We start from the raw sequence: 21,906 nt of genomic DNA on the forward strand, positions 1-21,906 counted from the left end.
CCTCGGGGTTCTCATCACGACGATCGTGGTGACGCTCAACACGCTAGGAGCGCGAACGCTGCAACACCGCTGCATGCCGTACGACCTGCGGCGGAACGGCGTTCTCGGCGTCCAGCGCGTGGGCGCGGGCCGCCGCCGCGGCGCGCTGCGGCGATCCGCCCGGGAGGGCGTGGGCGAGTGCCGACCATGCGGGGATGTCGTCGGTTCCCCAGTCCGCGGCGACCCATCGGCGCAACAGCCCGGGGTCGCCGTCAGCGAGCACGGCACCGCGCAACTGCTGCTCCAGGCACCGCCGTTGCTCCACCACGACCGGCGCGTCGGAGCGCGGCAGCAGTGGACCGGGGTATCGGGCGAGGGCCTGTGCCACCCGCCCCTCGGCGAGGAGGTCGGAGACCTCGCCGAGGTCGGTCCGCACCGGGCACAGCAGCGCGTACGGCCGGGAACCGAGCAGGGTGGGACCGAGCACGGCACGCAGTCGGGTCATCTCGGCCCGCAGCGTCGAGGAGGGAACCTCGCGGTCCGACAGTTCCACCGCGAGCCGGTCGCCCGTCACTCCATGGCCGGCCAGGGCGAGCGCCAGCACGATCTCGCTGTGCCGGGGACTCAACCGCAGGACACGGCCACCGTGCTCCAGGAGCGCACTGTCCCGGCCCAACACGCTCAGCCGTACACCGTCACCCCGTCCGCCGGACACCGGCGCCGTCGTGGGCACGGTCAGCGTCCGGGCGAGATGCGCCTCGGCGGCGAGGGCCGCTCCTCGTACGGCGGCCAGGGCGGGCGGTGTGGCGATGGTGCCGCCGCCGGAGAGGTCGACGACGCCGAGGACGCGTCCGGTGAACGGGTCGCGCACGGGGGCGGCGGCGCACGACCAGGCGTGCACCGCGGAGCTGTAGTGCTCGCCGGTCACGATCTGGACGGGGCGACCCAACTCCAGTGCGGTGCCTGGGGCGTTGGTCCCCGCCCGCGCCTCGGACCACACCGCCCCCTCGGCGAAGTGCATCCCCTCGCCACGTTCCATCGTCGCGCGGTCGCCCTCGACCCACAGCAGGGTGCCGTCGGTGTCGGCGACCGCGAAGACGTGCCCGTCGTCGGCTGCACCGTCCCCCAGCAGTTCCCGGAACAGCGGGAGGACTGCGGCCAGTGGATGGGCGCACCGGTAGTCGGTCAGTTCCGCGGCGGTCGCGCGCAGCGGCGGCAAGCGGCTGCCGTCGGGGTGTACGCCACGCACCGCGCAGCGCCGCCACGAGTCGGCGACCAGGTCTCGTACCCGCGGCAACGCTCCGGGCACGGTCACGAACTGCTCGTGTGCCGTACGCAGAGTGTGAACCGAGGTGGTGACGGGAGCTTGCATCGCACCTCCCAGGTGCCTTCTCCGGATCCGTCACATCCACCTCAGCCCTATATCGAGCCGGGTTGCAGAGGCCGAACGGCCCCGGCGGCTGGGTCCCTCGGGCCCGTACGAGGGCTGACCAGTGGAGAGAGCACTCGGCGGTCGCCGGTGCGCCGGGCATGTGGAAACCGCAGGTGCACGACGCCCGGTGTTCCCGGCCCGTTCGCGGGTCGGCCAGGGCTGGGGAGGAGCGATCCACGATGGCGGAGCGGAATCTACTTCCCGGTCACCGGAACCTTCCACACGAGCACGGTGCCGCCGTCCTGCGGGGTGGTCCACTCCAGCTCTCCCCCGAGCTGTCGAGCACGCTCCTCCATGTTCAGGAGCCCACTGCGTCGGCCCTCGGCCGGAATGCCCACACCGTTGTCGGTGACCGACAGGCGCACCTCGCGGCCGTCGGTCACCAGGGCCACATCGGCGCGGTCGGCCCGGGCGTGCCGGGCGATGTTGGTCAGCGCCTCGGACAGCACGGCGATCACATGGTCGGCGATCTCCCGCGGCACGTCGGTGTCGACCAGGCCCTCCATCCGGACGCTGGGCGCGAAGCCGAGCACGGGAGAGGCTTCGCCGGCCGCGCGCACGACACGGGCCCGCAGCCCCGTCCCGGCGCCGCCATCACGCGCCCGCAGGCCGAAGATCGTAGACCTGATGATCTTGATGGTCTCGTCGAGGTCGTCTACCGCCCGCACCACGCGTTCGGCGGCCTCCTCGTGCTCGATGAAGCGGCCGGCACTCTGCAGGGTCATGCCGGTGGCGAACAGCCGTTGGATGGCGAGGTCGTGCAGATCGCGGGCGATGCGGTCGCGGTCCTGGAGTACGGCCATCTCCGCCGCGTCCCGACGGTGGTCGGCCAGTTCCATCGCGACGGACGCCTGGGCGGCGAAGTCCTGCAGTGTCTCGGTCTCCGTCGCCGAGAAGGGCTGTCGCCCTGCCTCCCGCGCCAACAGGACGACGCCACGTACACCCGCCTCTGCCGTACCGATGGGCACGGCCACGGCAGGACCGAGTCCCCCGAAGCGCGGTGGATCCAGCGAGATACGACCGTCCTTGCCCACGTCCGCACTGGTGACAGGGGTGGCTCGGGCGAAAGCCAGCCCCATGAGACTGCGGTCCATGGACAGGACGAGCCCCTGGTGTGCCTCCGCGTCCATCCCGACAGCGATCTCCACCGCGAGGGACTCGGTGTCCTCCATCGGCAGCGCCACCGCCGCGAGGGCCGATCCCGTGATCTCGCCGGCCCGCTCGGCGATCAGGGCGAGGACATCGGTACGCGCACCACCGGACATCAGCCCGTGGGTGACCTCGGCGTTCGCCTGAAGCCAGCGCTCACGCAGCCTGGACTCCTCGTAGAGGCGTGCGTTGTCGATCGCGACACCGGCCGCGACGGCCAGTGTGGACAGCACCGACTCGTCGTCCTCGTCGAACTGCACACCGCCGCGCTTCTCGGTCAGGTACAGGTTGCCGAAGATCTGGTCGCGCACCCGGATCGGAACACCGAGGAAGGTATTCATCGGCGGGTGGTGAGCCGGGAAGCCGTACGAGGCCGAGTGCTGGGAGATCTTCGTCAGCCGCAGCGGCTCGGGGTGGCGGATCAGCTCGCCCAGGATGCCGTGGCCCTGCGGATAGGGGCCGATCTCTGCGATCTGCGCCTCGCTGACGCCGATCGTGTGGAAGGCCGACAGCGCCTTGCCGTCCGGAGTGATCACACCGAGCGCGGCGTACTCGGCGTCGACCAGGACCGCCGCCGCCTCCACGATGCTGTGCAGCGCCTGTTCAAGGTTCAGCTCCCGGCCGACCGAGAGGACCGCCTCCAGCAGGCTGTGCACGCGGTCACGCGTACCCCGAGCCGTGTCCAGACGGGCCTGCAGCTCCTCCAGCAGCTCGTCCATCTTCAGCTGCGGCAGCCGGACCCGGGCCTCTCGGGACTCCTCAGGGCTTCCCACCGGTGATCCTCCAGATCCCGTAAATACACCGCAGGCCTACCGCTCCGGTCGTGTGCCACGTTAGCCGCCCAGAGCTGGTGAGGATATGGGATCACGCCTACGTGAGAAGCATCCCCGGACCGAGAACTCGATCAGTGCCCCTCCTTTCCGGACAGTCACCGGCCCGAGTGGCGATGAACACATGAACACGACGCTCGACGCCGGGCTCCACCTCGAGGTTCGACGACACGGAATAGGGACCCACGGGCCCGAGCACAGGGCCAGACGGCCCTGTATGCACCCTCGGCACCAGGGCCACTCTGGAGCTGCTGACGAACGATCAAAGGAGTGGAGCAGATGACGCTCAAGGACACCGGCAGCCAAACCCCGTCGCCCGCCGCCGTACAGGTACGGGCCGAGGGGGACGTGGACGAGGAAGCGCTCACCTACCTGCGGGCCAAGCTGAGCGCGGTCCTCGACCGACCGGGGCTCGCTCCCGTCGGCGGCGAGGTGCGGATCGTCAGGGCCGCGGCGCATCACGCCGAGCCGCCGTGGTCGGCCGGGGCCGAGATCCGCGTGGGGAGCGATCTTCTCGTCGTCCATGCGCGGGAAGCGAGCGCGCACGAGCTCGCGGACCGGTTGCAGGACCGGCTGCGCACCCGCCTGGACCGGGTCGTGCACCGCGAGGACACGGCCCGCAGGTCGGCCACCCCGCCCCCGTGGCGCGGCGGCCCGGCGGACGGTCGGCAGGATCCGTGAGGCATGCTCCGGGCGACGGTCCGTCGCCCGGCACGAGGGGAACGGCCGTTCCCTGCACGGCAGTTGGACGGCCGTTTCCCTCCGGCGCAGGCGAGGAGGAAAGTGCCGTGAAGACCCACACCGTCGGTGAAGTGATGACCGGTGACGTCGTCCGGGCGCATCCCGTGACCCCGTTCAGGGAAGTGGTCCATCTGCTGGAACGGCACCGGATCAGTGGGGTGCCCGTCGTCGACCACGACGACAAGGTGGTGGGGGTGATCTCAGGGACCGATCTGGTGCGCGAGCAGGCACGCCGTGCCCGCGCCGAGGAGGGTCGCATCGCCACGGCGGAGCACTTGATGTCGACGCCCGCGGTCACCGTGCACCCGGAGCTGCCCGTTCCGGACGCCGCGCGGGTGATGGAACGCCGTGGCATCGAGCGGCTGCCTGTGGTGGACGAGGAGGACCGCCTGATCGGCATCGCCACGCGCCGCGACCTGCTTCGGGTCTTCCTCCGCACGGACGGGGACATCCGCCGTGAGGTGATCGACGACGTCCTGGTCGGTGCTCTCGGCCTGGCCCCCGAGACCGTCACCGTGCTCGTCCGCGACGGTCTGGTCACCCTGACCGGACCTGTGGAGCGGCGTAGCGACGTCCCGAAGGCGATCCGGGCGGTGTGGCGGCTGGAGGGGGTCTCCGGAATGGTCAACGGCCTCGCATACCGCGTCGACGACGGGCCGCCGTCCGTGCGGCAGGCTCCGGGGCAAAGGGCCGATCAGACACGCTCCAGGGCCGAACGGCCCTAGCCCGACCAGCTCCGCAGCCGCTCGAATGGCCTGATCAACCTCAGACGCCCCACCCATCGGCCGCCACCCGGGTGCTCCGTTGGGCCGCAGGCCGGAGACACCGAGCAGTGAACGAAGAACCTGTCGCGAGGCCTCCCGGGGCCTCGGACCGAGAGCAGCCGGTCGCCGCAGAGCCGCCGCGCCGGACCGTCGAGATCGACGGCGCGGAGGCACTGCGGCTGCTGGGCAGTGTGCCGATGGGGAGGATCGCCTTCACCCGGCAGGCGCTGCCGACCATCCGCCCGGTGAACCACATCGTGGACGACGGGAACATCGTCATCCGCACCCACGAGGGCGCGGCCCTGACCTCGCGCACGCTCCAGGCCGACGGCCCGGGCGTAGTAGTGGCCTACGAGGCCGACGCCATCGACCCCGACACACACCTCGGCTGGAGCGTGGTGGTCACGGGATACGCCCACCTGGTCACCGACACCCGGGAACTCGCCCGCTATCAGGCGCTGTTGCGCCCCTGGGTGCGGCAGCCGATGGACTACGCGGTCCGCATCCACCCGGACCTGGTCACCGGGCTCCTGCTCGTCCCCGTCGACCAGCCGGCCGACGCCTGACACTGGCCTTCCCGTGCCCGTCCGCCTCTCGCACGGACGGGCACGGGTCATGTGCGTCTGCCGCTTGCCGCCCCGACGAGGCAGGCGTCAGTCGTGGGGAACCACCGCTACAGGTGCCACGGCGTCGCGCAGCACCGCATGGGTCACCGAGCCGATGAGCGCGCCGAGCGGACCGACCTGGCGCTTGTGGCCGATGACGACCACCGAGGCGTCGCGTGATGCGTCCGCCGAGTGCGAACCGGCCTGGCCGATCACGGCCTCCTCGATCACCTCGACGCCGGGGAACCTGTCCCGCCACGCCCTCAGTACGTCGGTCAGCGGCTCCGGGACCGGCTCGTCGGCGGCACCGGCCCGACCGGACGGCTCCTTCCCGACGTGCACGATCCGCAGGGCGGCGGCGCGAGGCTCGGCCGCCTCGAAGGCGAACTCCCGTACGGCGTCATGGAGTTCGCCGCGGTCGAGACCGACCACGATGTCGCGGTACGGGGTCGTCCCGGAGGCGGTCCCGGAACTGTCCGGCACCCGCTCGTCCGCGGCTCCGGCTCCGGCGGGCACGAGGACGATGGGACGCTCGGCCCGGCCCAGTACGGCCAGTGCGACGGAGCCGAGCAGATGTCCGGCGGCCGGGCCCAGCCCTCGCGGATCCCAGCACCAGCAACTCCGCCTCCCGTGCGACGGCCGGCAGGGCCGTGGCCGGGCGCCGGTCGAGTCGGTCGGCACTGATCCGCAGGCCGGGGTGACGGTGGGTCAGAGCCGCTTCGACCTGGCACAGCATCTGCGCGGACCGGTCCGCACCGGGCGGCGGGACGTCCTCTCACGCGAACGGCACACAGGGACGGGGCTGTTGCTCCCCGGCGCGCACGAGACGCAGCCCGGCGGTGCGGAGCAGTGCCTCGCGGGCGGCCCGGTCGGCCGCGGCGAGGCTTTCGGGTGAACCGTCCAGGCCGACGGTGACGGTACCGGACATGAGCGAGCCTCCTTCGGGTCTGTCTCCACTCCGGTTCTGCGGGGTCTGGGGCAGAAGGGACGACAGGTCCCTGTGTGCGGCCGTTCGGCCCCCGTGCCGAGGAGAGGCACACGAACGACCGGGGCACCATCGCCAGTTGGCGGTGGTGCCCCGGTCGCGACAGGCGTCCGGCCGTTACCTCAGCCAGTTGTGGTCGCGGACGATCGGGAGCTTCGCCCAGACCTTGCCGAGGCCCCAGGTCGCGCCGGCGCCCGCCGCCGCGAGGGCGACGATGACGACGGCGTAGATCAGGTGGTAGTCGACGAACGGGTTCGGCGACATGCTCAGCGTGCCGTCGGAGAGGTGCTTGGCCGGCGGCCACTCGGCGATCCACATCAGCGCCATCATCGCCGTGCCCGCCACCGCGGCCAGCCGCAGCGCGACACCGGAGACCAGCGCGACACCGATACCGAGCAGACCGAGCATGAACAGCCAGTTCGCCCAGCCGGCACCGGCCCAATCGTGGAACGTGGACTCCATCGGACCGGCCGCCACAGAGCTCAGGAAACCCTTCGTGGGCGAGCCGCCATCGATCCAGCCCTTGCCCGACGGAGTCGCGTAACCGAACCCGAACGTCTTGTCCAGGAACGCCCACAAGAAGACGAACCCGGTCAGCAGACGCAGAGACGCGAACGCGTAGGCACGCGCCGAAGTAGCCGCAGTCGTCGTGTCGGTGGCCGCCTGTGCCGTCCCGGTCCGGTGCAGGGTCGGGAAGTGGAATCGGGTGTGGTGTTGGGGTTGGTTGTGGACTGCCATGATGCTCATCCCTTTCGAGGGAACGACGCGTTGGATTCGACGACTCTCGTTGCGCCCTCAATGTCTCGCGGAGGGCGGTGGCGGCAGAGGGGCTGCAGGTCCCCGGTCGAGGGCCCGAACGGCCCTGTCTGCCGGGTCACTTGGCGGTGGGCACCACTACGACAGGGCAGTGGGAGCGGTGCAGCAGGGTGTGCGCCACCGAACCCACCCGCGGGCCGAACCGGTGGGTGCGGTGGTGCGCGCCGACGACCACGACGGCACAGTCGCGCGTGGCCTCCAGCAGGGCGTGCGCCGGCCCGGTGCGGACGGTCCGGCTCTCGACCTGGATGCCGGGGTGCCGCTCGCTCAGCCGGGCCAGGCTGAAGCGCGGTACGGCGTCCTCCGCCCTTTCCTGCTGGGCGAGTTGCTCCTGGCCCGGGCTCGTCGCCGGGACCAGTGAGGGCAGTTCGGGGGTGATGTGCCGGTGGGTCCAGGAGTGCAGGACGTGCAGCGGGACAGCGCGTCGCTCGGCCTCCTGGAAGGCGTAGAGCGCCGTGTCCTGGTCGCTGTCGCCCTCCAGGCCGAGCAGCACGGGCCGTCCGTCGTCGCACGGGTGGTCACCGCGGACGACGAGCAACGGGCTGTGCACCTGCGCGGCCAGCCGCAGGCTCACCGAGCCGAACAGCAGGCCGGCGAGGCCGCCCATGCCCCGGGTCCCCACGACGGTGAGGTCCGCACCCTCGCTCTCGCGCAGGAGCGTGCGTACCGGACCGCCGACCGCGCCCCTGGTCACCACCGACAGTTCCGGGTGACGTGCGGCCAGGCGCGTGACCGCCGACGCCAGGACCGGCCCGGACTCGTCGCTGTCGGGCACGGCGTACACGACACGCAGTTCGGCGCCACGACGCGCGGCTTCGTCCGCGGCCCAGTCCAGCGCCCGGACGGAGACCAGTGAACCGTCCATTCCGACGACCACATGATGGAGAGTCATGTCCCGTTTCCCTTCTGACTGTTGCGTGCTCACGGTGTTCGGCGGGAAGGGGCCGCCAAGACGCGCAACGGCTCCGGTGGCGATGCTCGTCCTGTGCGGACGGGTGGGGTCAGGGGCCACGGGAACCTGCTGACACGCCGTACGGCCCCTTCTTGTGGGGCCGTACGGTCCAGGTGTTCAGCGGTTGAGATCCACCCCGTACATCGAGCGCCCGCCGACGAGTTCACGGCCGGTCACCCATTCGGGCTCGATGCGGACGAAGACCTCCTGGGGCGAGGGCACCCAGGAGCGCGGGCCGGTTCGGGTCAGGCGTTCGTGTTCGGTCGGGTCGGTCACCACGGTGGCCGACCCGGTGACGACGACGCTCCAGCCGGAGTGTGCGAGAGCGTCGACCTCGTCGGCCTCGAAGGCGACCACCGAGCCGTCGATCGCGCGCACCAGTTCCGAGGCCGCGGAGGTGCGCAGCAGCACCGCTCCGTCGTGGTCCAGGGAGAAGTTCACGGGCAGTACGGCGGGCAGTGCCTGGCGGGTGTGGACGATACGGCCGACGCGTGCCTGCCCCAGTCGGCGCAGGCACTCGTGTCGTTCCAGTTCGCGGAATCCGTCGTTGGAATACATCAGCCAGTCCGTCTCTCGCCCTGTGCGCGGGTCTGTGGGTGTCACTCCATGTTTCGCCCCGAAGGGTCGGCGTGTGAGGGGCCATCAGTCCCGCTCGCTTCGGAGAACGTCCCCTGGCGCGTGGTGATCCGACGTCCGGTGAGGCTCAGCGCGTCGATACGGACCCACTCCTCGCGTGAGCCGCCGGCCCACGGCGTGCTGAACGCGTGTTCCGTCAGACGCCGTATGTCGTCCGCGTCGGTCACGGTCCGTGCCCGGCCGATCGCCAGCACACTCCAGCCTTCGCTGAACGCGTCGTCGATACGGTCGATTTCGAAGGTCACCTGGCAGCCAGCCGCCCGGGACGGCATCGCACCGGGAGCGGTCCGATACACGATCGCCCCGTCGACCACGCTGTAGTTGACGGGGACGATGACGGGGCCCGAAGCGGTGGGTACCGCGACCCTGCCCACCCCATGCGTCGACAGCAGCTCGCGGCACTCCTGGACGGTCAGTTCGGTGAACGTCGGGTCGGAGCCGGCTCGCCCCGGGCCGGGCGTCTGGTCGCTGTCGCCTCCGGCGAGGTCGGTCACGGTGGTGTGCAGGACCTCCGCGAGCCTGAGGAGAACGCTCCGGCCAGGGGCTGCACCGGGAAATTCCTCCAGGTACTGGAGGTAGCTCGCCGCCACGCCCGTCTGTGCGGCCGTCTCCTCCCGGGAGAGGTCAAGTGCCGTGCGCCGTACGGCGATCCGGCGTCCGAGGTCACCTGTGGGTGAGCCCTCTGTCACGTTCAGCGGGAACGGGTCAGGCATGGCTGGTCACGTCCTTTCGTCCTGCCGCGCGGACGGCGACTTCCTCGTGCCGGGTCCCGCCGAGCACCACTTTGAGGGCGCCGGTGTCGGCCGCTTTGGCGAAGACGTCGTACGCCTCCTCCATGAGCTCCAGCGGGAAGGTGTGGGTGACCAGCGCGCCGGTGGGCAGCCGGCCGGCCGCGGCCATGCGCAGCAGGGTGGGGGTGGAGTGGGTGTCGACCAGACCGGTGGTAATGGTGATGTTCTTGATCCACAGGTCTTCGAGGTGCAGGGTCGCGGGCTTGCCGTGCACGCCGACGTTGGCCACATGGCCGCCGGGGCGCACCATGCGGGTGCACAGTTCGAAGGTCTCGGGCACGCCGACCGCTTCGATGACGACGTCGGCGCCGAGCCCGTCGGTGAGGTCGGCGATCAGTTGCTCGGGGGTTTCGCGGGCGTCCACGACGGCGTCGGCGCCGAACCGCTTCGCCGCGTCCAGTCGGGCGGGGGCCAGGTCGACGGCGACGACGCGTTCCGGCGAGAACAGCCGGGCGGTGGCGATCGCCGCCAGTCCGACCGGTCCCGCTCCGACGACGGCGACGGTGTCGCCGGGGCGGACCTGTCCGTTGAGGACACCCACCTCGTAGCCGGTGGGGAAGATGTCGGCCAGCAGGACGGCGTCCTTGGCGTCCAGCGTGCTGGGCAGCGGGTGGACGGAGAGGTCGGCGTGCGGGACGCGGACGTACTCGGCCTGGGTGCCGTCGACGAGGTGGCCGAGGATCCAGCCTCCGCCTCCGCGACACTGGCCGTACATGGCCTTGCGGCAGTAGGCGCAGCGCCCGCAGGCAGTGATGCAGGAGACCAGGACCCGGTCCCCGGGCCGTACGGTCCGCACGTCGGAGCCCGCTTCCACGACCTCGCCGACCGCCTCGTGGCCGAGGACGGTGCCAGGGCGCACCTCGGGCACGTCGCCCTTGAGGATGTGCAGATCGGTTCCGCAGATGGTGACGGCGTCGACGCGCACGATCACGTCGGTGGCGTCCTTGATGCCGGGATCCGGGACGTTGTCCCAGGAGGACTGTCCCGGCCCGTGGAAGACGAAGCCCTTCATGACGTTCCTTCCCCATTCGGTCTACTACCCCCTCTGTCCAGCGTGTACGGGGCCATCGGTCCTGGCTTGGGCCAGTCGGCCCTCATCGCCCGGCCGAACGGGCTCGTTGCGACCCGGCGTCCGCGTGCAGGGCCGAACGACCCAGGTCGAACAGGTGGACGAGTCCGGTCGGCCCTTCCGTTCGGGACCATCTGGCCGGTTGGCTCGCACCATGACCGAGATCCACACCACCGCCACCCTGCGCTCCTCGGAACGTGTGATCGCCGGGACGACCGTCGTGGCACTGTCCGGCGAGATCGACCTCCTCACGGCGCAGCCGCTGTCGGCTCGCCTGGACATGCTGACCGTCGGCCCCAGCCCGGATCTCGTACTGGACCTGCGCACTGTGTCGTTCATCGACTGTGCCGGGCTGGGCGTGCTGTGCCGGGCACAGAACCGGACGGCAGCCCGGGGCGGACGGCTCCGGCTCGTCACCGGCAGGACGGGTTTCCTGCGGATCCTGCGCCACGCCCAGCTCGGCGGCGTCTTCGAGATCCACACACGGCTGTCGAACGCCCTGGCCGCCAGGCCGGAGTCCGGCGACGCCTCCGCCACAGCGGGCTGAACGGCCCGTCCGGACCCGGGACGAGGTGCCGATGGGGCACCTGGCAGCCCCTGTTCGGCCCATACCACCCGGTGTTCCCCGCTGACACCGTCGGAACGAAGACCACGACGAGGAGGTGCGGACTCATGGGCAGGAACAGCCATCTGAAGAAGCGGCTGTGGCGCTGGCGGAGCAATCCGCTGCGCCGACACGACGACATCGTCGAGGCCTGGATCGTCCTGGTCGTGTGGACGGTCATCTCGGTGGGCGGTGCACTCGCCGGCCTGGTGACGTTCCACGCCGCCGACGAGGTGTTCGCCGCGCAGCGCACCGAGCGGCACTCCGTGCAGGCGGTGCTCCTCACGGACACCCCGCCCGCGAGTTCGACACCCGGCGGAGCGCGCGACCTGGCCAAGGCGAAGATCCGCTGGACGACCGCCGACGGCACCCGCCGTACGGGCAGCGCGCTGGTGGACACGGGGCAGAAGGCCGGAGCCAAGGTCGTGGTCTGGGTGGACTCCGCGGGCAACTTCACCATCGAGCCGCCGAGTTATAAGGAGGCGACTCTCGAGTCCGCCGTCCTGGGACTGACGGCCACGCTCGCCTTCGCCGGTCTGGCGTTCGGCACCGGGGCTGTCGCACGCTACCGGCTGGAGCGACGCCGTATCGACTCCTGGGGCACGGAGTGGAAGCTTGTAGGGCCGAGTTGGGGGCGCAAGACCATCTGATCGGGGTAGGCGCCCCCAGGTCCGGCGCTCAGTTCGGCGTTCCTCCCGCGCAGAGTTCACCGAGGTCCCGCACGACGATGTCGGCGCCGTGCCTCAGCAGCCTCTCGCTCGTGTCGCGTTGTGCCGCACGATCCACACCCACGACAAGGGCGAACCCACCGAGACGGCCGGCCTCCACACCGGCCACGGCATCCTCCACGACGGCGGCACGACCGGCGGGGACGCCGAGGCGGCGGACGGCCTCCAGGAAGAGGTCGGGCCGCGGCTTGCCGGGCAGACCCAGGCGGGCCGCCTCGCCTCCGTCCACGAGCACGTCGAAGAGGTCCAGTACTCCCGCCCGGGTGAGCAGTTCGCCGGCGTGACGGGACGCGGAGGCCGCGGCACGAGGGACCCCTGCCCGGCGCAGGGCCCGCACCAGCCGCACGGTTCCGGGATACGCGTCGACGCCGTGCCTGCGCAGTCGCTCAGTGAACAACTGCTCCTTGTCGTCGGCGACGGCACGCACCGTCCGTGGCGACGGCTCGATGCCACGCGAGGCGAGGAAAGCGGCGGCACCGTCGAGGCGGGACCTGCCGTCCACGTGACGGAGGTAGTCGTCCCGTATGTCGAACGGCCCGCGCAGGGCGGGATCCTCGGGCGGGTGTTCGCGCAGGAAGGCGTCGAACGCCGTCTTCCAGGCCGCGGCGTGCACCCGGGCCGAGTCGGTGATCACACCGTCGGTGTCGAAGACGACGGCCCTCACGTCCCGCAGCACGGGAGCGAGCAGGTCGCGGGACGTGGGGGTGGTGCGTCGACGGCCCATCGTCATACCGGCTGCGGCACGACGGCCACCGGGCAGTCCGCGTGGTGCAGCAACGTGTGTGCCACGCGGCCCAGTTGGAGGCCGAAGTGGCCGGTCCGGCGCCGGGCTCCGACGATCACGAGGTCGGCGGCGGCCGTCCGGTTCAGCAGCACCCTGCGGGCCGGCCCCTCCACCGTGCTGCGGCGCACCCGCACACCGGGGTGGTCCGCCATGGGGTGTTGCAGCAGGGCGTCGAGCAGGACGGACGCCCGCTCCTCGTGGCGGTGCGCAGGGTCCCCGGCCAGCAGCGGGTCGTCGGCGGTCTCGTGCGCGGGGCAGCGCCAGGCGCGTACGACATCGAGGGCGCACTTGCGTGCCTCCGCCTCACGGAAGGCGAACCGCACCGCCTCCTCGCCGACGGCGGGTTCGCCGGCGCCGAGCAGGATCCGCTCGTGGGTGCCGGACCGACCGGCCTCGTCCCCACGGACGACGATCACCGGGCAGGCAGCGCGGGCCGCCACGGCCAGGCTGACCGAGCCCAGGAGCAGACCTGTCAGTTCGCCGTGGCCACGCACTCCGATGACCAGTGCGAATGCGGTGTGGCCCTCCCGCAGCAGGGCGCTCATCGCTTCGTCGGGGACGACTTCCGTGGACACCTTCACCTCGGGGTGGCGCCGGTGGGCGCGCTCAGCCGCCGATCCGACGGTGTTGTCCGCCATGACCTGTTCGGAGGTGCGCTCCCGGCTGCCTGACGGCACCGCGCCCTCGTAGCGCTCCCACAGGGACGCGTACACCAGCCGCATCGGCAGGCCGAGCCGGGCCGCTTCGTCCACCGCCCAGTCGACCGCGAGCAGACTCCCGTCCGATCCGTCGACACCCACGACCAGGGGCAGCTCCATCGTCCTCACCGCCTTTCGTCGTGCCGCGCAGCCGCGCGGCAGGAGGATTCCCCGGCCAGCGTCGCACTCCCCTCCTTGCCGCAGCAGGGGCGATTGGGCCCCTGCACGGGCCGATCGGCCCTGGCGGCGGCCTGAACGGTGTGCTGTGCTGAAGGTGACGGGAAGAGCTCGTCGAGAGACGCGGGGAAGCGGTCCTCGGGCCGCGCACCGCGCAATCAGGATCCGCGAGAAGCGGGTGGGCTCTTCCCGCCTTGCCTGCCGTGCGCACCGGACGGGTGCCGAGTTCGCGGGTCTCCGGCGTGCCCACCGCCTCGATGGCTCATCGCACTGGAAGGCTGCGTGGATCTCCTGTTCGGTGGCCGCGTGTGAGACGACGAGGAGTTCGTCGCCGCTCCGGAGCCGCATCCCGGGTGTGGGGACGGTGGGTTGGCCGTCGCGGATGACGGTGGCGATGACCGTGCCCGTGAGGATCCGCGGGGTCCAGGCCGGGTCGGGGCCGTCGTCGAAGGTGAGGGCGACGGTGTGGTCCGGCAGCCGGTGGCTGCTTGTCCGGGACCCTGTGGTGTCGATGACGGGACCGCCGCGCAGCACCTCCCCCGGCACACGGTCGGCCGCCGCCGGTGGGTGCACCCGGTGGTCGGCGGCGAACTCCCCGTGCGTGTAGCCGTGCAGCAGCAGGATCCCCGCCGTCAAGGCCAGTACCAGGAGCACGGACACGATCCGCGGGCGGGACGCGGTACTGCGGCGGGTCACCTGCGTCCCGGTAGGAAGGCCAGGTTGCCGCGCGCGCATCAGGTGCCCGCCGGAACACTGGAGGTGCCGGGCGACTCCCCGTCGTTCGGCGTCGCCTCACCGGTGCCCGGTGACCCGCTGGGTGTACTGCCGGAACTCTCCGGACCGGTGACGGACGGGCTGCCTGAGTCCATCGGTCCGGCCGCGGGCGAGGAGCCGATCGGTGTGGAGCTCCCCGTGCGCGTGGACGACGCGCCGGGATCCGTCGCCGGGGCGGAGGGACGGCCACTGCCCGAGGACGAGACCGTGGGCAGGGCGGACGGTCCCGGAACCCTCGACGGTGACGTGGACGCGTAAGCCGCGGACTCACCCGGCAGCGGGGTCTCGCGCACGGTGCCCGGCTTCTCGGAGGGCAGACCCGGCACGGGCACGACGGTCCGCGGGGCGAACGGTGTCGCGCCCATGAAACTGAGTGCCAGTACGCCGGTGTACGCGGCGCACAGCGCGGCGGCCGGTGGAGTCGACGAAGACGGGGGCGGAGCCGTCCTCCCCCGTGCTCGGGCGGGCCGCCGGGATCAGCGGCACCGTGTCGGTGTTCGGATGCCGGGGCCGGGACGGCACCACCCGGGACCGAAACATGTCTTCCCCCTCCCACCCCCGCACGATCCAGCCTTGTGCGGCTCATGGAGGTGGCAAGGGGCCGACCGGCACCGGAGACGGGTCGTCCTGGTCCTGCCGCCGCGTCACATCCCGTTCCAGGCTGGATGTGGGGAGACGTTCACCGAAGGAGGAGATCATGGCGTCCGTCACCTTCGACCACGCGACCCGGTGCTTCGCGGGCATGGACCGCCCGGCCGTCCGCGACCTCGAACTGGACATCGCCGACGGCGAGTTCATGGTCCTGGTGGGACCGTCCGGGTGCGGCAAGTCGACCAGCCTGCGCATGCTCGCCGGACTCGAGGAGGTCGACTCCGGCTCGATCCGTATCGGCGACCGGGACGTGACCCATCTGCCGCCCAAGGACCGTGACATCGCGATGGTGTTCCAGAACTACGCGCTGTACCCGCACATGACGACGGCGGCGAACATGGGCTTCGCCCTCAAGATCTCGCGCGTACCCAAGCCCGACATCCGGCAGCGGGTCCAGGAGGCCGCCACGATCCTCGATCTGGGGGAGTTCCTGGACCGCAAGCCCAAGTCGCTCTCGGGCGGCCAGCGACAGCGGGTCGCGATGGGACGCGCCATCGTCCGCGAGCCGCGGGTGTTCCTGATGGACGAGCCGCTGTCCAACCTCGACGCCAAGCTGCGCGTGCAGACGCGCACCCAGATCGCCGTGCTGCAACGCCGTCTGGGCACCACCACCGTGTACGTCACCCACGACCAGGTCGAGGCCATGACGATGGGCGACCGCCTCGCCGTCCTCAAGGACGGAATGCTGCAACAGGTGGGCAGGCCCAAGGATGTGTTCGCGCACCCCGCCAACACGTTCGTCGCCGGCTTCATCGGGTCTCCCGCCATGAACCTCTTCCAGGCGCCACTCACCGCGGACGGGGCCCAACTGGGCGGACTGACCGTGCCGTTGCCCCGGGCCGCACTGCGCGCCGCCGCTGCCGAGGGCGCCACGCGGATCACGCTCGGGGTCCGGCCCGAGGAGATCCAGGTGCTCTCTCCCGAAGACCTGGCGACCCCGGCCCTGGACATGGTGGTCGACACGGTCGAGGACACCGGCGCCGTCGCCTACCTCCACGCGACCGCGAGACTCGGCCAGGACCTCACCCCGGTCGTCGTCCGGCTCCCCGGACGCCCCACCCAGGGCAAGGGATCCCCACTCCGGGTCGCGGTGCGCGCCGACGCGGTGCACTGGTTCTCACCCGGAACCGGGCTGCGGCTTCCCACGGACACGGGACCGGTCCGGGCCGACGTACACGTCGTCGACGCCGAACAGAACGTCCCGACGGGCTGAGCCCGTGCGCAGCGCCACCCGCCGGAGATTCGTCCCGGGTCCCCAACTCCCGCGGAATGCGCCGGGCATGGCCCGTTCGACCTCGGTGGCGGGCCGAACGGGCCATGCCGGGCGTTCACACCACGCCGCACGCTGGACAGTGGACCCGCGAGGTGACTGTACGAATCTGCGCGCTCCCCCACACGGTTCGAAGGTGACACCCATCCCGCGGGTCCGTCGAGGCGCGACAGAGCGCACGGCAAACGGCTGGTCCTCGACACCCGGGGACAAGAGAGGCGGAAACCATGACCGACATCCAAGGCCTGCTCGGTGACGACGCCAAAGATCTGCTGACCCACACCGCCCAGGGGATACCCAGGGAGGATCTGGTGCTGCCGGGTGGTGACTTCGTCGACCGGGTCGTGGCCGCGACCGACCGCTCGCCCCGGGTACTGAGCAGTCTGCAGTCCCTCTTCGACCACGGCCGACTGGCCGGGACTGGGTACGTGTCCATCCTGCCGGTCGACCAGGGCATCGAGCACTCCGCGGCGTCCGCGTTCGCACCGAATCCCCGCTACCTCGACCCCAGGAACATCGTCGAACTCGCCCTGGAAGGCGGCTGCAACGCGGTCGCCAGCACGCTCGGCGCGCTCGGGGCCGTGTCTCGGCGCTACGCGCACAGGATCCCGTTCATCGTGAAGCTCAACCACAACGAGCTGCTGACCTACCCCAACCATCACGACCAGATCATGTTCGGCAGCGTCCAGCAGTGCTTCGACCTCGGCGCGGCCGGGGTCGGTGCCACGGTCTACTTCGGTTCGGAGCAGTCGGACCGCCAGTTGCGGGAAGTCAGCGAGGTCTTCGCGCGGGCGCACGAACTGGGCATGTTCACCGTGCTGTGGTGCTACCTGCGCAACCCGGCGTTCAAGAAGGACGGCACGGACTACGCGGTGTCGGCCGACCTCACCGGGCAGGCCAACCACCTCGGCGTGACCATCGAGGCGGACATCGTCAAGCAGAAGCAGCCGGAGAACAACGGCGGATACCGTGCGCTGGAGTTCGGCATGACCGACGAGCTCCTGTACGGCACGCTCACCAGCGATCACCCGATCGACCTCACCCGCTGGCAGGTGGCCAACTGCTACATGGGCCGGGTGGGACTGATCAACAGCGGCGGCGCCTCGGCCGGCCACGGGGACCTCGCACAGGCCGTACGGACCGCGGTGATCAACAAGAGGGCCGGCGGCACCGGCCTCATCACCGGCCGCAAAGCCTTCCAACGGCCCACCGCCGAGGGCATCGAACTCCTCCACGCCGTCCAGGACGTCTACCTGGACGACAGCGTCACCATCGCCTGACCCCGGCACGACCGGGGCCTCGGGTCGGCGCTTCCGGGCACGGTGTTCGGGGCCTCGCTCGTCGACGGGGTACGGGCGGCGAGACTGCCTCGTCCATCGCCCGGACCCCGTCCTCGCGTCCACCGCGAACGCGACCGCGGCATCCCCCTGCCTCCGCCTGCCGTCGGTGACCGCCCGGCTCCCTCGGCTCACACAGGCACCCCTTCGACAAGGCACGGCCCGGAGGAGGCCCCGGCGCGCCCCGGGCGTCGGTCGATCCGCCCCGGAGAAGGCGGTACTCGGATGAAGACGTCCTGCCCGACCGCCGTCGCCTCCCAGGCTCGGACACCACCGTCGGCGGACTGCTGCGGGCCGCAGGTCTGCTCTTCTTCGCCTTCGCCCGCTACGCCCGCACGCCACCCTCGGCAAGGAAGTCCGCGACCCGGGCCGCACCATCCCGCGCGATCCCGATCGCGCTCGGGATCACCCTCGCCGTCTACGCTCTCGTCGCCGTCGCCGTCGCCGTCCTGACGTTGCCGGGCCCGCGCGGGCTGGCGGACGCCACCGCCCCGATGTCGGATGCCGCGCGTGCCGCGGGCGCCGGGTGGCTGGTGCCGGCGGTCCGCATCGGCGGCGCTGTCGCCGCGCTCGGCTCACTCCTCGCGCTGATCCTCGGGGTCTCCCGCACCATCTTCGCGATGGCCCGGGACGGGCACCTGCCGCACGCCCTGGCCGCCGTCCACCCCCGTTTCGGTGTTCCCCACCGCGCCGAACTCGCGGTCGGCGCGGTGGTCACCGTCCTCGCCGCGACCACGGACGTGCGCGGTGCGACCGGTTTCCCCTCCTTCGGCGTCCTGGCCTACTACGCCATCGCCAACGCCTCTGCCTGGACCTTCACCGGGGAAGAGGGCCGACCGAACCGCCTGATCCCTGTCATCGGCCTGACCGGCTGCGCGGTCCTCGCCTTCGCCCTGCCCGCGAGCACCGTCGTCTCCGGCGCCGTGGTCCTCGTCCTCGGGGCTGCGCTCTACGGTCTACGACGGGTCACGACATCGAGCAACGGTCCATAGGCGTGGATCCCGTGACGTGTGATTCAGGCGGTCATCCTTCGTCGTAGCAGAGGCAGAAGGGGTGGCCGGCGGGGTCGAAGAGCACTCGGACGTTCACCTGCGGCTGGGACTCCGCGACCGTGGCGCCCAGGGCGACCGCCTCGGCGACCGCCGAGTCCAGGTCGCCCACCTGGAAGTCGAAGTGCATCATCGGGCGCTGCTCCCCGTCGGCCGGAGGCCAGACCGGGGCCCGATAGTCGTCCGCCTGCTGGAATACGAAGAAGGGCCCCTGCGGTGAGGCGGCGACGACGGCCGTTCCCAGCTCCTCGTGTCCGATGTGCCAGCCGAGCAGTTCGGCGTAGAACCTCGCCAGGCCGCTGGGGTCCGGCGCCTCGATCGCCGTTCCCCACCACATGCCGTCAGTTCGAGATTTCATTCCGGCAGCCTGCCGTATGCGACTCCTGCTTGTCGCGCGTGCGGCGTGATCGGGCATCGGTGGTTAGCCGGCGCTCGACCAGGGCGCCGCTTCTTGTGGTGCACGAAAACCTGGCCTTCTGCGCCGCGCGGCCCGGACAGTGCTCGTGATCGCCTTTGCCATCAAGGTTGGTCCGCCCCACGTATTGGCCTGTGGACAGTGCTTCGGTGCCCAGCACGGTGTGGGCCACGGGGAGGTACACCCCGGCGAGGGCGAAGGCCATGGCGAACCCGAGGGCTGCCAGGAGGGGTTTGTCGGTGAACAGGCCGACGCTGCGCAGTGAAGCGTGTTCGGTGCGCACCGCCATGGCCGTGCCGAGCCGGCAGGCGACGATCCCGACCCAGGTGATGGCGGTGGCCTGCCGGTGGACGTGGTGGAGGGGGCTGCCCGAGCCGACGTCGTCGCCCGGGTGCCAGCCAGCGTACAGCAGGATGATGAGGAAGGCTGCCACGACCAGCAGCGCGGAGATCAGTCCGAGGAAGCCAAAGGCGCGGCCGAGCATCGGCCGGGTGATGACGTCCTGGGCGCGGGATCGCCCCGCCGGAGCGGGCGAAGACCAGGAAGGGAACGACCTCGGGGACGGCGTGGGCGAAGATGTAGACGATGAACTTGCGAACGTTGTCGTAGAAACGGCGGCCGGCCTCGATGGCCGAGACGACGATGGTGAAGTCGTCGTCGATGAGCACCACCGTGGAGGCTTCCCGGCCGACGTCGGTCCCGGAGCGGCCCATGGCGCTCCCGATGTCGGCCCGGCGCAGTGCGGGGGCGTCGTTGACACCGTCCCCGGTCATGGCGACGACCTGGCCCTCGGCGCGCAGCGCGTCGGCGATACGGAGCTTGGCTTCCGGTGTGCTGCGAGCGAAGACCACTTCGCCTTCCGAGCCCAGGAGTTGATCCAGTTCCGGTTCGGAGATCCGGTCGAGTTCGGCGCCGGTGATGACGTGCGGCTTGTCGTCGCCGATGCCGGCCTGATGGGCGCGGGCGATCGCGGCCGCCGCCTGGGGGCGGGGAGGGTCGGTCATGGCGACCAGGCCGAGCAGACACAGGTCGAGTTCGGCTTCCTCGCGCCGGGCGGGGACGGGTGTCCCGGCGGGCAGTTGGCGGACGGCGAGGGCCAGGACGCGCAGCCCGGCGTCCGCGTAGTCGTTCATGGCCAAGGTCACGGCGGCACGCTCGTCGTCCGTCAACGGCCGTACGCCGCCCGAGTGTTGGAAGTGGGTGCGCCTGGGGGAGCACCTTTTCGGGGGCGCCCTTGGTGCGCACCGTGAGGACGGTGCCCCTGTCCCCGTCGTGCTGCTCGTCCACGGTGGTCATGAGCTTGATCCGTGAGTCGAAGGGGAACAGGGTCCGGCGCTGTCGGGCGCGTTGGTCGGGGGGCACTGGACGGCCGAGGGCGGCGGCCAGCTCCAGCAGGGCGAGTTCGGTGGGATCCCCCCTTCGCCTCGGCCGTGGCGCTCCCGGGCAGTTCGGCGTTGGTGCAGGCCGCGGCGGATCGCACGACGAGGTCGGTCTGCGGCGTCGCCACCTGCGGGTCCGCGGAGCCCTCGGACGTCCACAGGGAGGTGACGCGCATGTGGTTCTCGGTGACGGTTCCGGTGTTGTCGGTGCAGATCACCGTCGTCGAGCCGAGTGTCTCCACGGCGCTGAGGCGTTTGACGACCGCGCCGCGCCCGGCCAACACATGGACGTTCCAGCCTTCCTTCTGACCGGCGTCGCAGTTCCTACCGCCCTGGCACTCGAGTGCCGGTCCGGAGGAGCCGGGCCCCAACGGCGGCCCCGTCCTGTCAGCCGCCGTTCTGTGTGGCCGTCTTGGAGTAGTTGTCTTTCCAGGCGGCCTTGGCGCCCGAGTCGCCGATCCGGTAGACGTCCACCACGGCGCCGACCGCGACAGCGAGGGAAACAACCACGACCGCGCCCCGCACCAGTACCGAGGGTGACCATGAGGCACCCGCCGTGCCGTCCTTGGCGGGTGCCGAGCGGCGGGCCGTCCACCAGACGACGGCCGAGATCACGAAGAGGCCGAGAGCCCACGGCAGCAGGCCGTCGCCGAGTTCGGCGTGCTTGCGCACCAACGGGTCGCTGCCGACGTGCTGTTCCAGCCACTCCCCCGCATGTGTGGCCACCGGCACGCTGGCCAGTGTCACGAGCGCGAGGACCGGCAGCAGCAGGCCGAGCCGTCGGGCGCCGGCGGGCCAGGCCGCGCACACCACGAGTGCCAGGGCGCTCAGGGGCACGAGCACGATGACGAAGTGTACGAACAGGACGTGCGCGGGCAGTCCGTTGACGACGGTGAGGCTCATGAGGGCTTTCTCCATGGGGGGGTTGGCCGGACGGTGGACCCTGCGGAAACCTCGGCACTTTTTCACAGGGACCTCTCAGTTACCTCTGAGTCTCGTCCGAATCACTGCCCCTGTGGCTCTCACGGGCGGGCAGGCTCGGAGAGCGAGTGAGAAGTAGCTCTCCTCCTGGCCGAAGTGCAGGCGGAGAACGGAATGGAGCCCGTATAGACAGGTGCGCAGGCCGTCGAGTTGCATCCGCGAGCAGCGGTTCGGTGACGTTGAGGGCGAGATACCGGACCGCCGGCAGGAGCGCCAGGACCGAAAGATCCACAGCAGATGCGACGAGCGGGGCCCCATCCGGACACACCCAACCGCAGGGCCGGCGTCCAGACGTCGCCGAAGCCGAAGA

General features: G+C 71.1%; 24 protein-coding genes and 2 pseudogenes. 10 read left to right on the forward strand and 16 right to left on the reverse strand.

Annotation, left to right across the window (positions count from 1 at the left end):
- Positions 1–43 precede the first annotated feature (43 nt).
- Together OG223_RS02325 and OG223_RS02330 are read right to left on the reverse strand one after the other, a co-directional pair.
- Positions 44–1,351, reverse strand: coding sequence for a transcriptional regulator (locus tag OG223_RS02325; RefSeq protein WP_329241570.1), 1,308 nt, complete (start codon positions 1,349–1,351; stop codon positions 44–46).
- Between the two features lie 254 nt (positions 1,352–1,605).
- A complete protein-coding gene (locus OG223_RS02330; protein ID WP_329241572.1) occupies positions 1,606–3,333 on the reverse strand; it encodes a sensor histidine kinase in 1,728 nt (575 codons plus the stop codon).
- A 336-nt stretch (positions 3,334–3,669) separates the two neighbouring features.
- Here OG223_RS02330 and OG223_RS02335 point away from each other — a divergent pair, with 336 nt between their 5' ends.
- From OG223_RS02335 to OG223_RS02345, 3 genes are all read left to right on the forward strand, one after another.
- Positions 3,670–4,071: a hypothetical protein gene (locus OG223_RS02335; protein WP_329241575.1), complete on the forward strand. Its 402-nt coding sequence runs from the start codon at positions 3,670–3,672 to the stop codon at positions 4,069–4,071.
- Positions 4,072–4,178: 107 nt separating this feature from the next.
- Positions 4,179–4,856, forward strand: a complete 678-nt coding sequence (locus OG223_RS02340; protein ID WP_329241577.1) for a CBS domain-containing protein — start codon at positions 4,179–4,181, stop codon at positions 4,854–4,856.
- 107 nt (positions 4,857–4,963) lie between these two features.
- The gene (locus tag OG223_RS02345; RefSeq protein ID WP_443073681.1) at positions 4,964–5,461 is read left to right on the forward strand and encodes a pyridoxamine 5'-phosphate oxidase family protein; all 498 of its coding nucleotides are present in this window, start codon (positions 4,964–4,966) and stop codon (positions 5,459–5,461) included.
- Between the two features lie 87 nt (positions 5,462–5,548).
- On the opposite strand, the gene OG223_RS02350 is transcribed toward OG223_RS02345, so the two are convergent.
- From OG223_RS02350 to OG223_RS02380, 7 genes are all read right to left on the reverse strand, one after another.
- Entirely contained in the window at positions 5,549–6,181 is a 633-nt protein-coding gene (locus tag OG223_RS02350; RefSeq protein WP_329241580.1) for a universal stress protein, read from the reverse strand.
- Between the two features lie 94 nt (positions 6,182–6,275).
- On the reverse strand, positions 6,276–6,428 hold the full coding sequence (locus OG223_RS02355) for a universal stress protein (RefSeq protein WP_329241583.1): 153 nt from the start codon (positions 6,426–6,428) through the stop codon (positions 6,276–6,278).
- Positions 6,429–6,602: 174 nt separating this feature from the next.
- Positions 6,603–7,223 carry a DoxX family membrane protein gene (locus tag OG223_RS02360; protein ID WP_329241585.1) on the reverse strand — a complete coding sequence of 207 codons (621 nt, stop codon included), beginning with the start codon at positions 7,221–7,223 and terminating at the stop codon, positions 6,603–6,605.
- Positions 7,224–7,359: 136 nt separating this feature from the next.
- On the reverse strand, positions 7,360–8,193 hold the full coding sequence (locus OG223_RS02365; RefSeq protein ID WP_329241587.1) for a universal stress protein: 834 nt from the start codon (positions 8,191–8,193) through the stop codon (positions 7,360–7,362).
- A 177-nt stretch (positions 8,194–8,370) separates the two neighbouring features.
- Positions 8,371–8,811: a pyridoxamine 5'-phosphate oxidase family protein gene (locus tag OG223_RS02370; RefSeq protein ID WP_329241590.1), complete on the reverse strand. Its 441-nt coding sequence runs from the start codon at positions 8,809–8,811 to the stop codon at positions 8,371–8,373.
- A gap of 41 nt (positions 8,812–8,852) precedes the next feature.
- Positions 8,853–9,602 (reverse strand): helix-turn-helix domain-containing protein, encoded by a 750-nt coding sequence (locus OG223_RS02375; protein ID WP_329241592.1) that lies wholly within the window; start codon positions 9,600–9,602, stop codon positions 8,853–8,855.
- On the reverse strand, positions 9,595–10,692 hold the full coding sequence (locus OG223_RS02380) for a zinc-dependent alcohol dehydrogenase family protein (protein ID WP_329241595.1): 1,098 nt from the start codon (positions 10,690–10,692) through the stop codon (positions 9,595–9,597). The genes OG223_RS02375 and OG223_RS02380 overlap by 8 nt, the downstream gene beginning before the upstream one ends.
- A 211-nt stretch (positions 10,693–10,903) precedes the next feature.
- Between OG223_RS02380 and OG223_RS02385 the strand changes: the two genes are divergently transcribed.
- Both OG223_RS02385 and OG223_RS02390 read left to right on the forward strand, forming a co-directional pair.
- Complete coding sequence (locus OG223_RS02385; protein WP_329241597.1) at positions 10,904–11,296, forward strand: STAS domain-containing protein; 393 nt, start codon at positions 10,904–10,906, stop codon at positions 11,294–11,296.
- Between the two features lie 125 nt (positions 11,297–11,421).
- The gene (locus tag OG223_RS02390) at positions 11,422–12,003 is read left to right on the forward strand and encodes an Rv1733c family protein (RefSeq protein WP_329241600.1); all 582 of its coding nucleotides are present in this window, start codon (positions 11,422–11,424) and stop codon (positions 12,001–12,003) included.
- Positions 12,004–12,031: 28 nt separating this feature from the next.
- Here OG223_RS02390 and OG223_RS02395 read toward each other — a convergent pair whose 3' ends face one another.
- The gene (locus OG223_RS02395; RefSeq protein ID WP_329241602.1) at positions 12,032–12,805 is read right to left on the reverse strand and encodes an HAD family hydrolase; all 774 of its coding nucleotides are present in this window, start codon (positions 12,803–12,805) and stop codon (positions 12,032–12,034) included.
- A gap of 2 nt (positions 12,806–12,807) precedes the next feature.
- Positions 12,808–13,683, reverse strand: a complete 876-nt coding sequence (locus OG223_RS02400; RefSeq protein WP_329265096.1) for a universal stress protein — start codon at positions 13,681–13,683, stop codon at positions 12,808–12,810.
- Between the two features lie 777 nt (positions 13,684–14,460).
- On the opposite strand from OG223_RS02400, the gene OG223_RS02405 reads away from it, so the two are divergent.
- The 4 genes from OG223_RS02405 to OG223_RS02420 all read left to right on the forward strand — a co-directional run bounded on the left by OG223_RS02405 (position 14,461) and on the right by OG223_RS02420 (position 18,764).
- Complete coding sequence (locus tag OG223_RS02405; protein ID WP_329241604.1) at positions 14,461–14,772, forward strand: hypothetical protein; 312 nt, start codon at positions 14,461–14,463, stop codon at positions 14,770–14,772.
- Between the two features lie 439 nt (positions 14,773–15,211).
- Positions 15,212–16,378, forward strand: a complete 1,167-nt coding sequence (locus OG223_RS02410) for an ABC transporter ATP-binding protein (protein ID WP_329241606.1) — start codon at positions 15,212–15,214, stop codon at positions 16,376–16,378.
- A gap of 284 nt (positions 16,379–16,662) precedes the next feature.
- Positions 16,663–17,715: a class I fructose-bisphosphate aldolase gene (locus OG223_RS02415; RefSeq protein ID WP_329241610.1), complete on the forward strand. Its 1,053-nt coding sequence runs from the start codon at positions 16,663–16,665 to the stop codon at positions 17,713–17,715.
- 344 nt (positions 17,716–18,059) lie between these two features.
- Positions 18,060–18,764 carry an APC family permease gene (locus tag OG223_RS02420; RefSeq protein WP_329265097.1) on the forward strand — a complete coding sequence of 235 codons (705 nt, stop codon included), beginning with the start codon at positions 18,060–18,062 and terminating at the stop codon, positions 18,762–18,764.
- A gap of 31 nt (positions 18,765–18,795) precedes the next feature.
- Here the strand turns inward: OG223_RS02420 and OG223_RS02425 are convergent, their stop codons facing one another.
- The 4 genes and pseudogenes from OG223_RS02425 to OG223_RS53895 form a co-directional block, all read right to left on the reverse strand.
- On the reverse strand, positions 18,796–19,179 hold the full coding sequence (locus OG223_RS02425) for a VOC family protein (RefSeq protein WP_329241613.1): 384 nt from the start codon (positions 19,177–19,179) through the stop codon (positions 18,796–18,798).
- On the reverse strand, positions 19,163–19,720 hold the full coding sequence (locus tag OG223_RS02430; RefSeq protein WP_329241615.1) for a cation-translocating P-type ATPase C-terminal domain-containing protein: 558 nt from the start codon (positions 19,718–19,720) through the stop codon (positions 19,163–19,165). Before OG223_RS02430 ends, OG223_RS02425 begins: the two co-directional genes overlap by 17 nt.
- A gap of 106 nt (positions 19,721–19,826) precedes the next feature.
- Positions 19,827–20,369, reverse strand: a pseudogene (locus OG223_RS53890) (HAD-IC family P-type ATPase); the annotation flags it as partial.
- Between the two features lie 133 nt (positions 20,370–20,502).
- Positions 20,503–20,598, reverse strand: a pseudogene (locus tag OG223_RS53895) (hypothetical protein); the annotation flags it as partial.
- A gap of 191 nt (positions 20,599–20,789) precedes the next feature.
- Between OG223_RS53895 and OG223_RS02440 the strand changes: the two are divergent.
- Positions 20,790–20,924, forward strand: coding sequence for a hypothetical protein (locus OG223_RS02440; RefSeq protein ID WP_329241620.1), 135 nt, complete (start codon positions 20,790–20,792; stop codon positions 20,922–20,924).
- 78 nt (positions 20,925–21,002) lie between these two features.
- Here OG223_RS02440 and OG223_RS02445 read toward each other — a convergent pair whose 3' ends face one another.
- Positions 21,003–21,518, reverse strand: coding sequence for a DUF2231 domain-containing protein (locus OG223_RS02445; protein WP_329241623.1), 516 nt, complete (start codon positions 21,516–21,518; stop codon positions 21,003–21,005).
- Between the last annotated feature and the right edge of the window lie 388 nt (positions 21,519–21,906).

The sequence above is a fragment of the Streptomyces sp. NBC_01478 genome (assembly GCF_036227225.1).
GTDB lineage: Bacteria > Actinomycetota > Actinomycetes > Streptomycetales > Streptomycetaceae > Streptomyces.

Bases quoted from the DNA above. Each gene is read 5' to 3' on its own strand.
- OG223_RS02410 (WP_329241606.1), top strand. From the start codon at position 15,212: ATGGCGTCCGTCACCTTCGACCACGCGACCCGGTGCTTCGCGGGCATG.
- OG223_RS02415 (WP_329241610.1), top strand. From the start codon at position 16,663: ATGACCGACATCCAAGGCCTGCTCGGTGACGACGCCAAAGATCTGCTG.
- OG223_RS02325 (WP_329241570.1), bottom strand. From the start codon at position 1,351: ATGCAAGCTCCCGTCACCACCTCGGTTCACACTCTGCGTACGGCACAC.
- OG223_RS02375 (WP_329241592.1), bottom strand. From the start codon at position 9,602: ATGCCTGACCCGTTCCCGCTGAACGTGACAGAGGGCTCACCCACAGGT.
- OG223_RS02395 (WP_329241602.1), bottom strand. From the start codon at position 12,805: ATGGGCCGTCGACGCACCACCCCCACGTCCCGCGACCTGCTCGCTCCC.
- OG223_RS02425 (WP_329241613.1), bottom strand. From the start codon at position 19,179: ATGAAATCTCGAACTGACGGCATGTGGTGGGGAACGGCGATCGAGGCG.
- OG223_RS02390 (WP_329241600.1), top strand. From the start codon at position 11,422: ATGGGCAGGAACAGCCATCTGAAGAAGCGGCTGTGGCGCTGGCGGAGC.
- OG223_RS02430 (WP_329241615.1), bottom strand. From the start codon at position 19,720: ATGCTCGGCCGCGCCTTTGGCTTCCTCGGACTGATCTCCGCGCTGCTG.
- OG223_RS02440 (WP_329241620.1), top strand. From the start codon at position 20,790: ATGTGGTTCTCGGTGACGGTTCCGGTGTTGTCGGTGCAGATCACCGTC.
- OG223_RS02355 (WP_329241583.1), bottom strand. From the start codon at position 6,428: ATGTCCGGTACCGTCACCGTCGGCCTGGACGGTTCACCCGAAAGCCTC.
- OG223_RS02365 (WP_329241587.1), bottom strand. From the start codon at position 8,193: ATGACTCTCCATCATGTGGTCGTCGGAATGGACGGTTCACTGGTCTCC.
- OG223_RS02400 (WP_329265096.1), bottom strand. From the start codon at position 13,683: ATGGAGCTGCCCCTGGTCGTGGGTGTCGACGGATCGGACGGGAGTCTG.
- OG223_RS02360 (WP_329241585.1), bottom strand. From the start codon at position 7,223: ATGGCAGTCCACAACCAACCCCAACACCACACCCGATTCCACTTCCCG.
- OG223_RS02335 (WP_329241575.1), top strand. From the start codon at position 3,670: ATGACGCTCAAGGACACCGGCAGCCAAACCCCGTCGCCCGCCGCCGTA.
- OG223_RS02370 (WP_329241590.1), bottom strand. From the start codon at position 8,811: ATGTATTCCAACGACGGATTCCGCGAACTGGAACGACACGAGTGCCTG.
- OG223_RS02445 (WP_329241623.1), bottom strand. From the start codon at position 21,518: ATGAGCCTCACCGTCGTCAACGGACTGCCCGCGCACGTCCTGTTCGTA.
- OG223_RS02385 (WP_329241597.1), top strand. From the start codon at position 10,904: ATGACCGAGATCCACACCACCGCCACCCTGCGCTCCTCGGAACGTGTG.
- OG223_RS02380 (WP_329241595.1), bottom strand. From the start codon at position 10,692: ATGAAGGGCTTCGTCTTCCACGGGCCGGGACAGTCCTCCTGGGACAAC.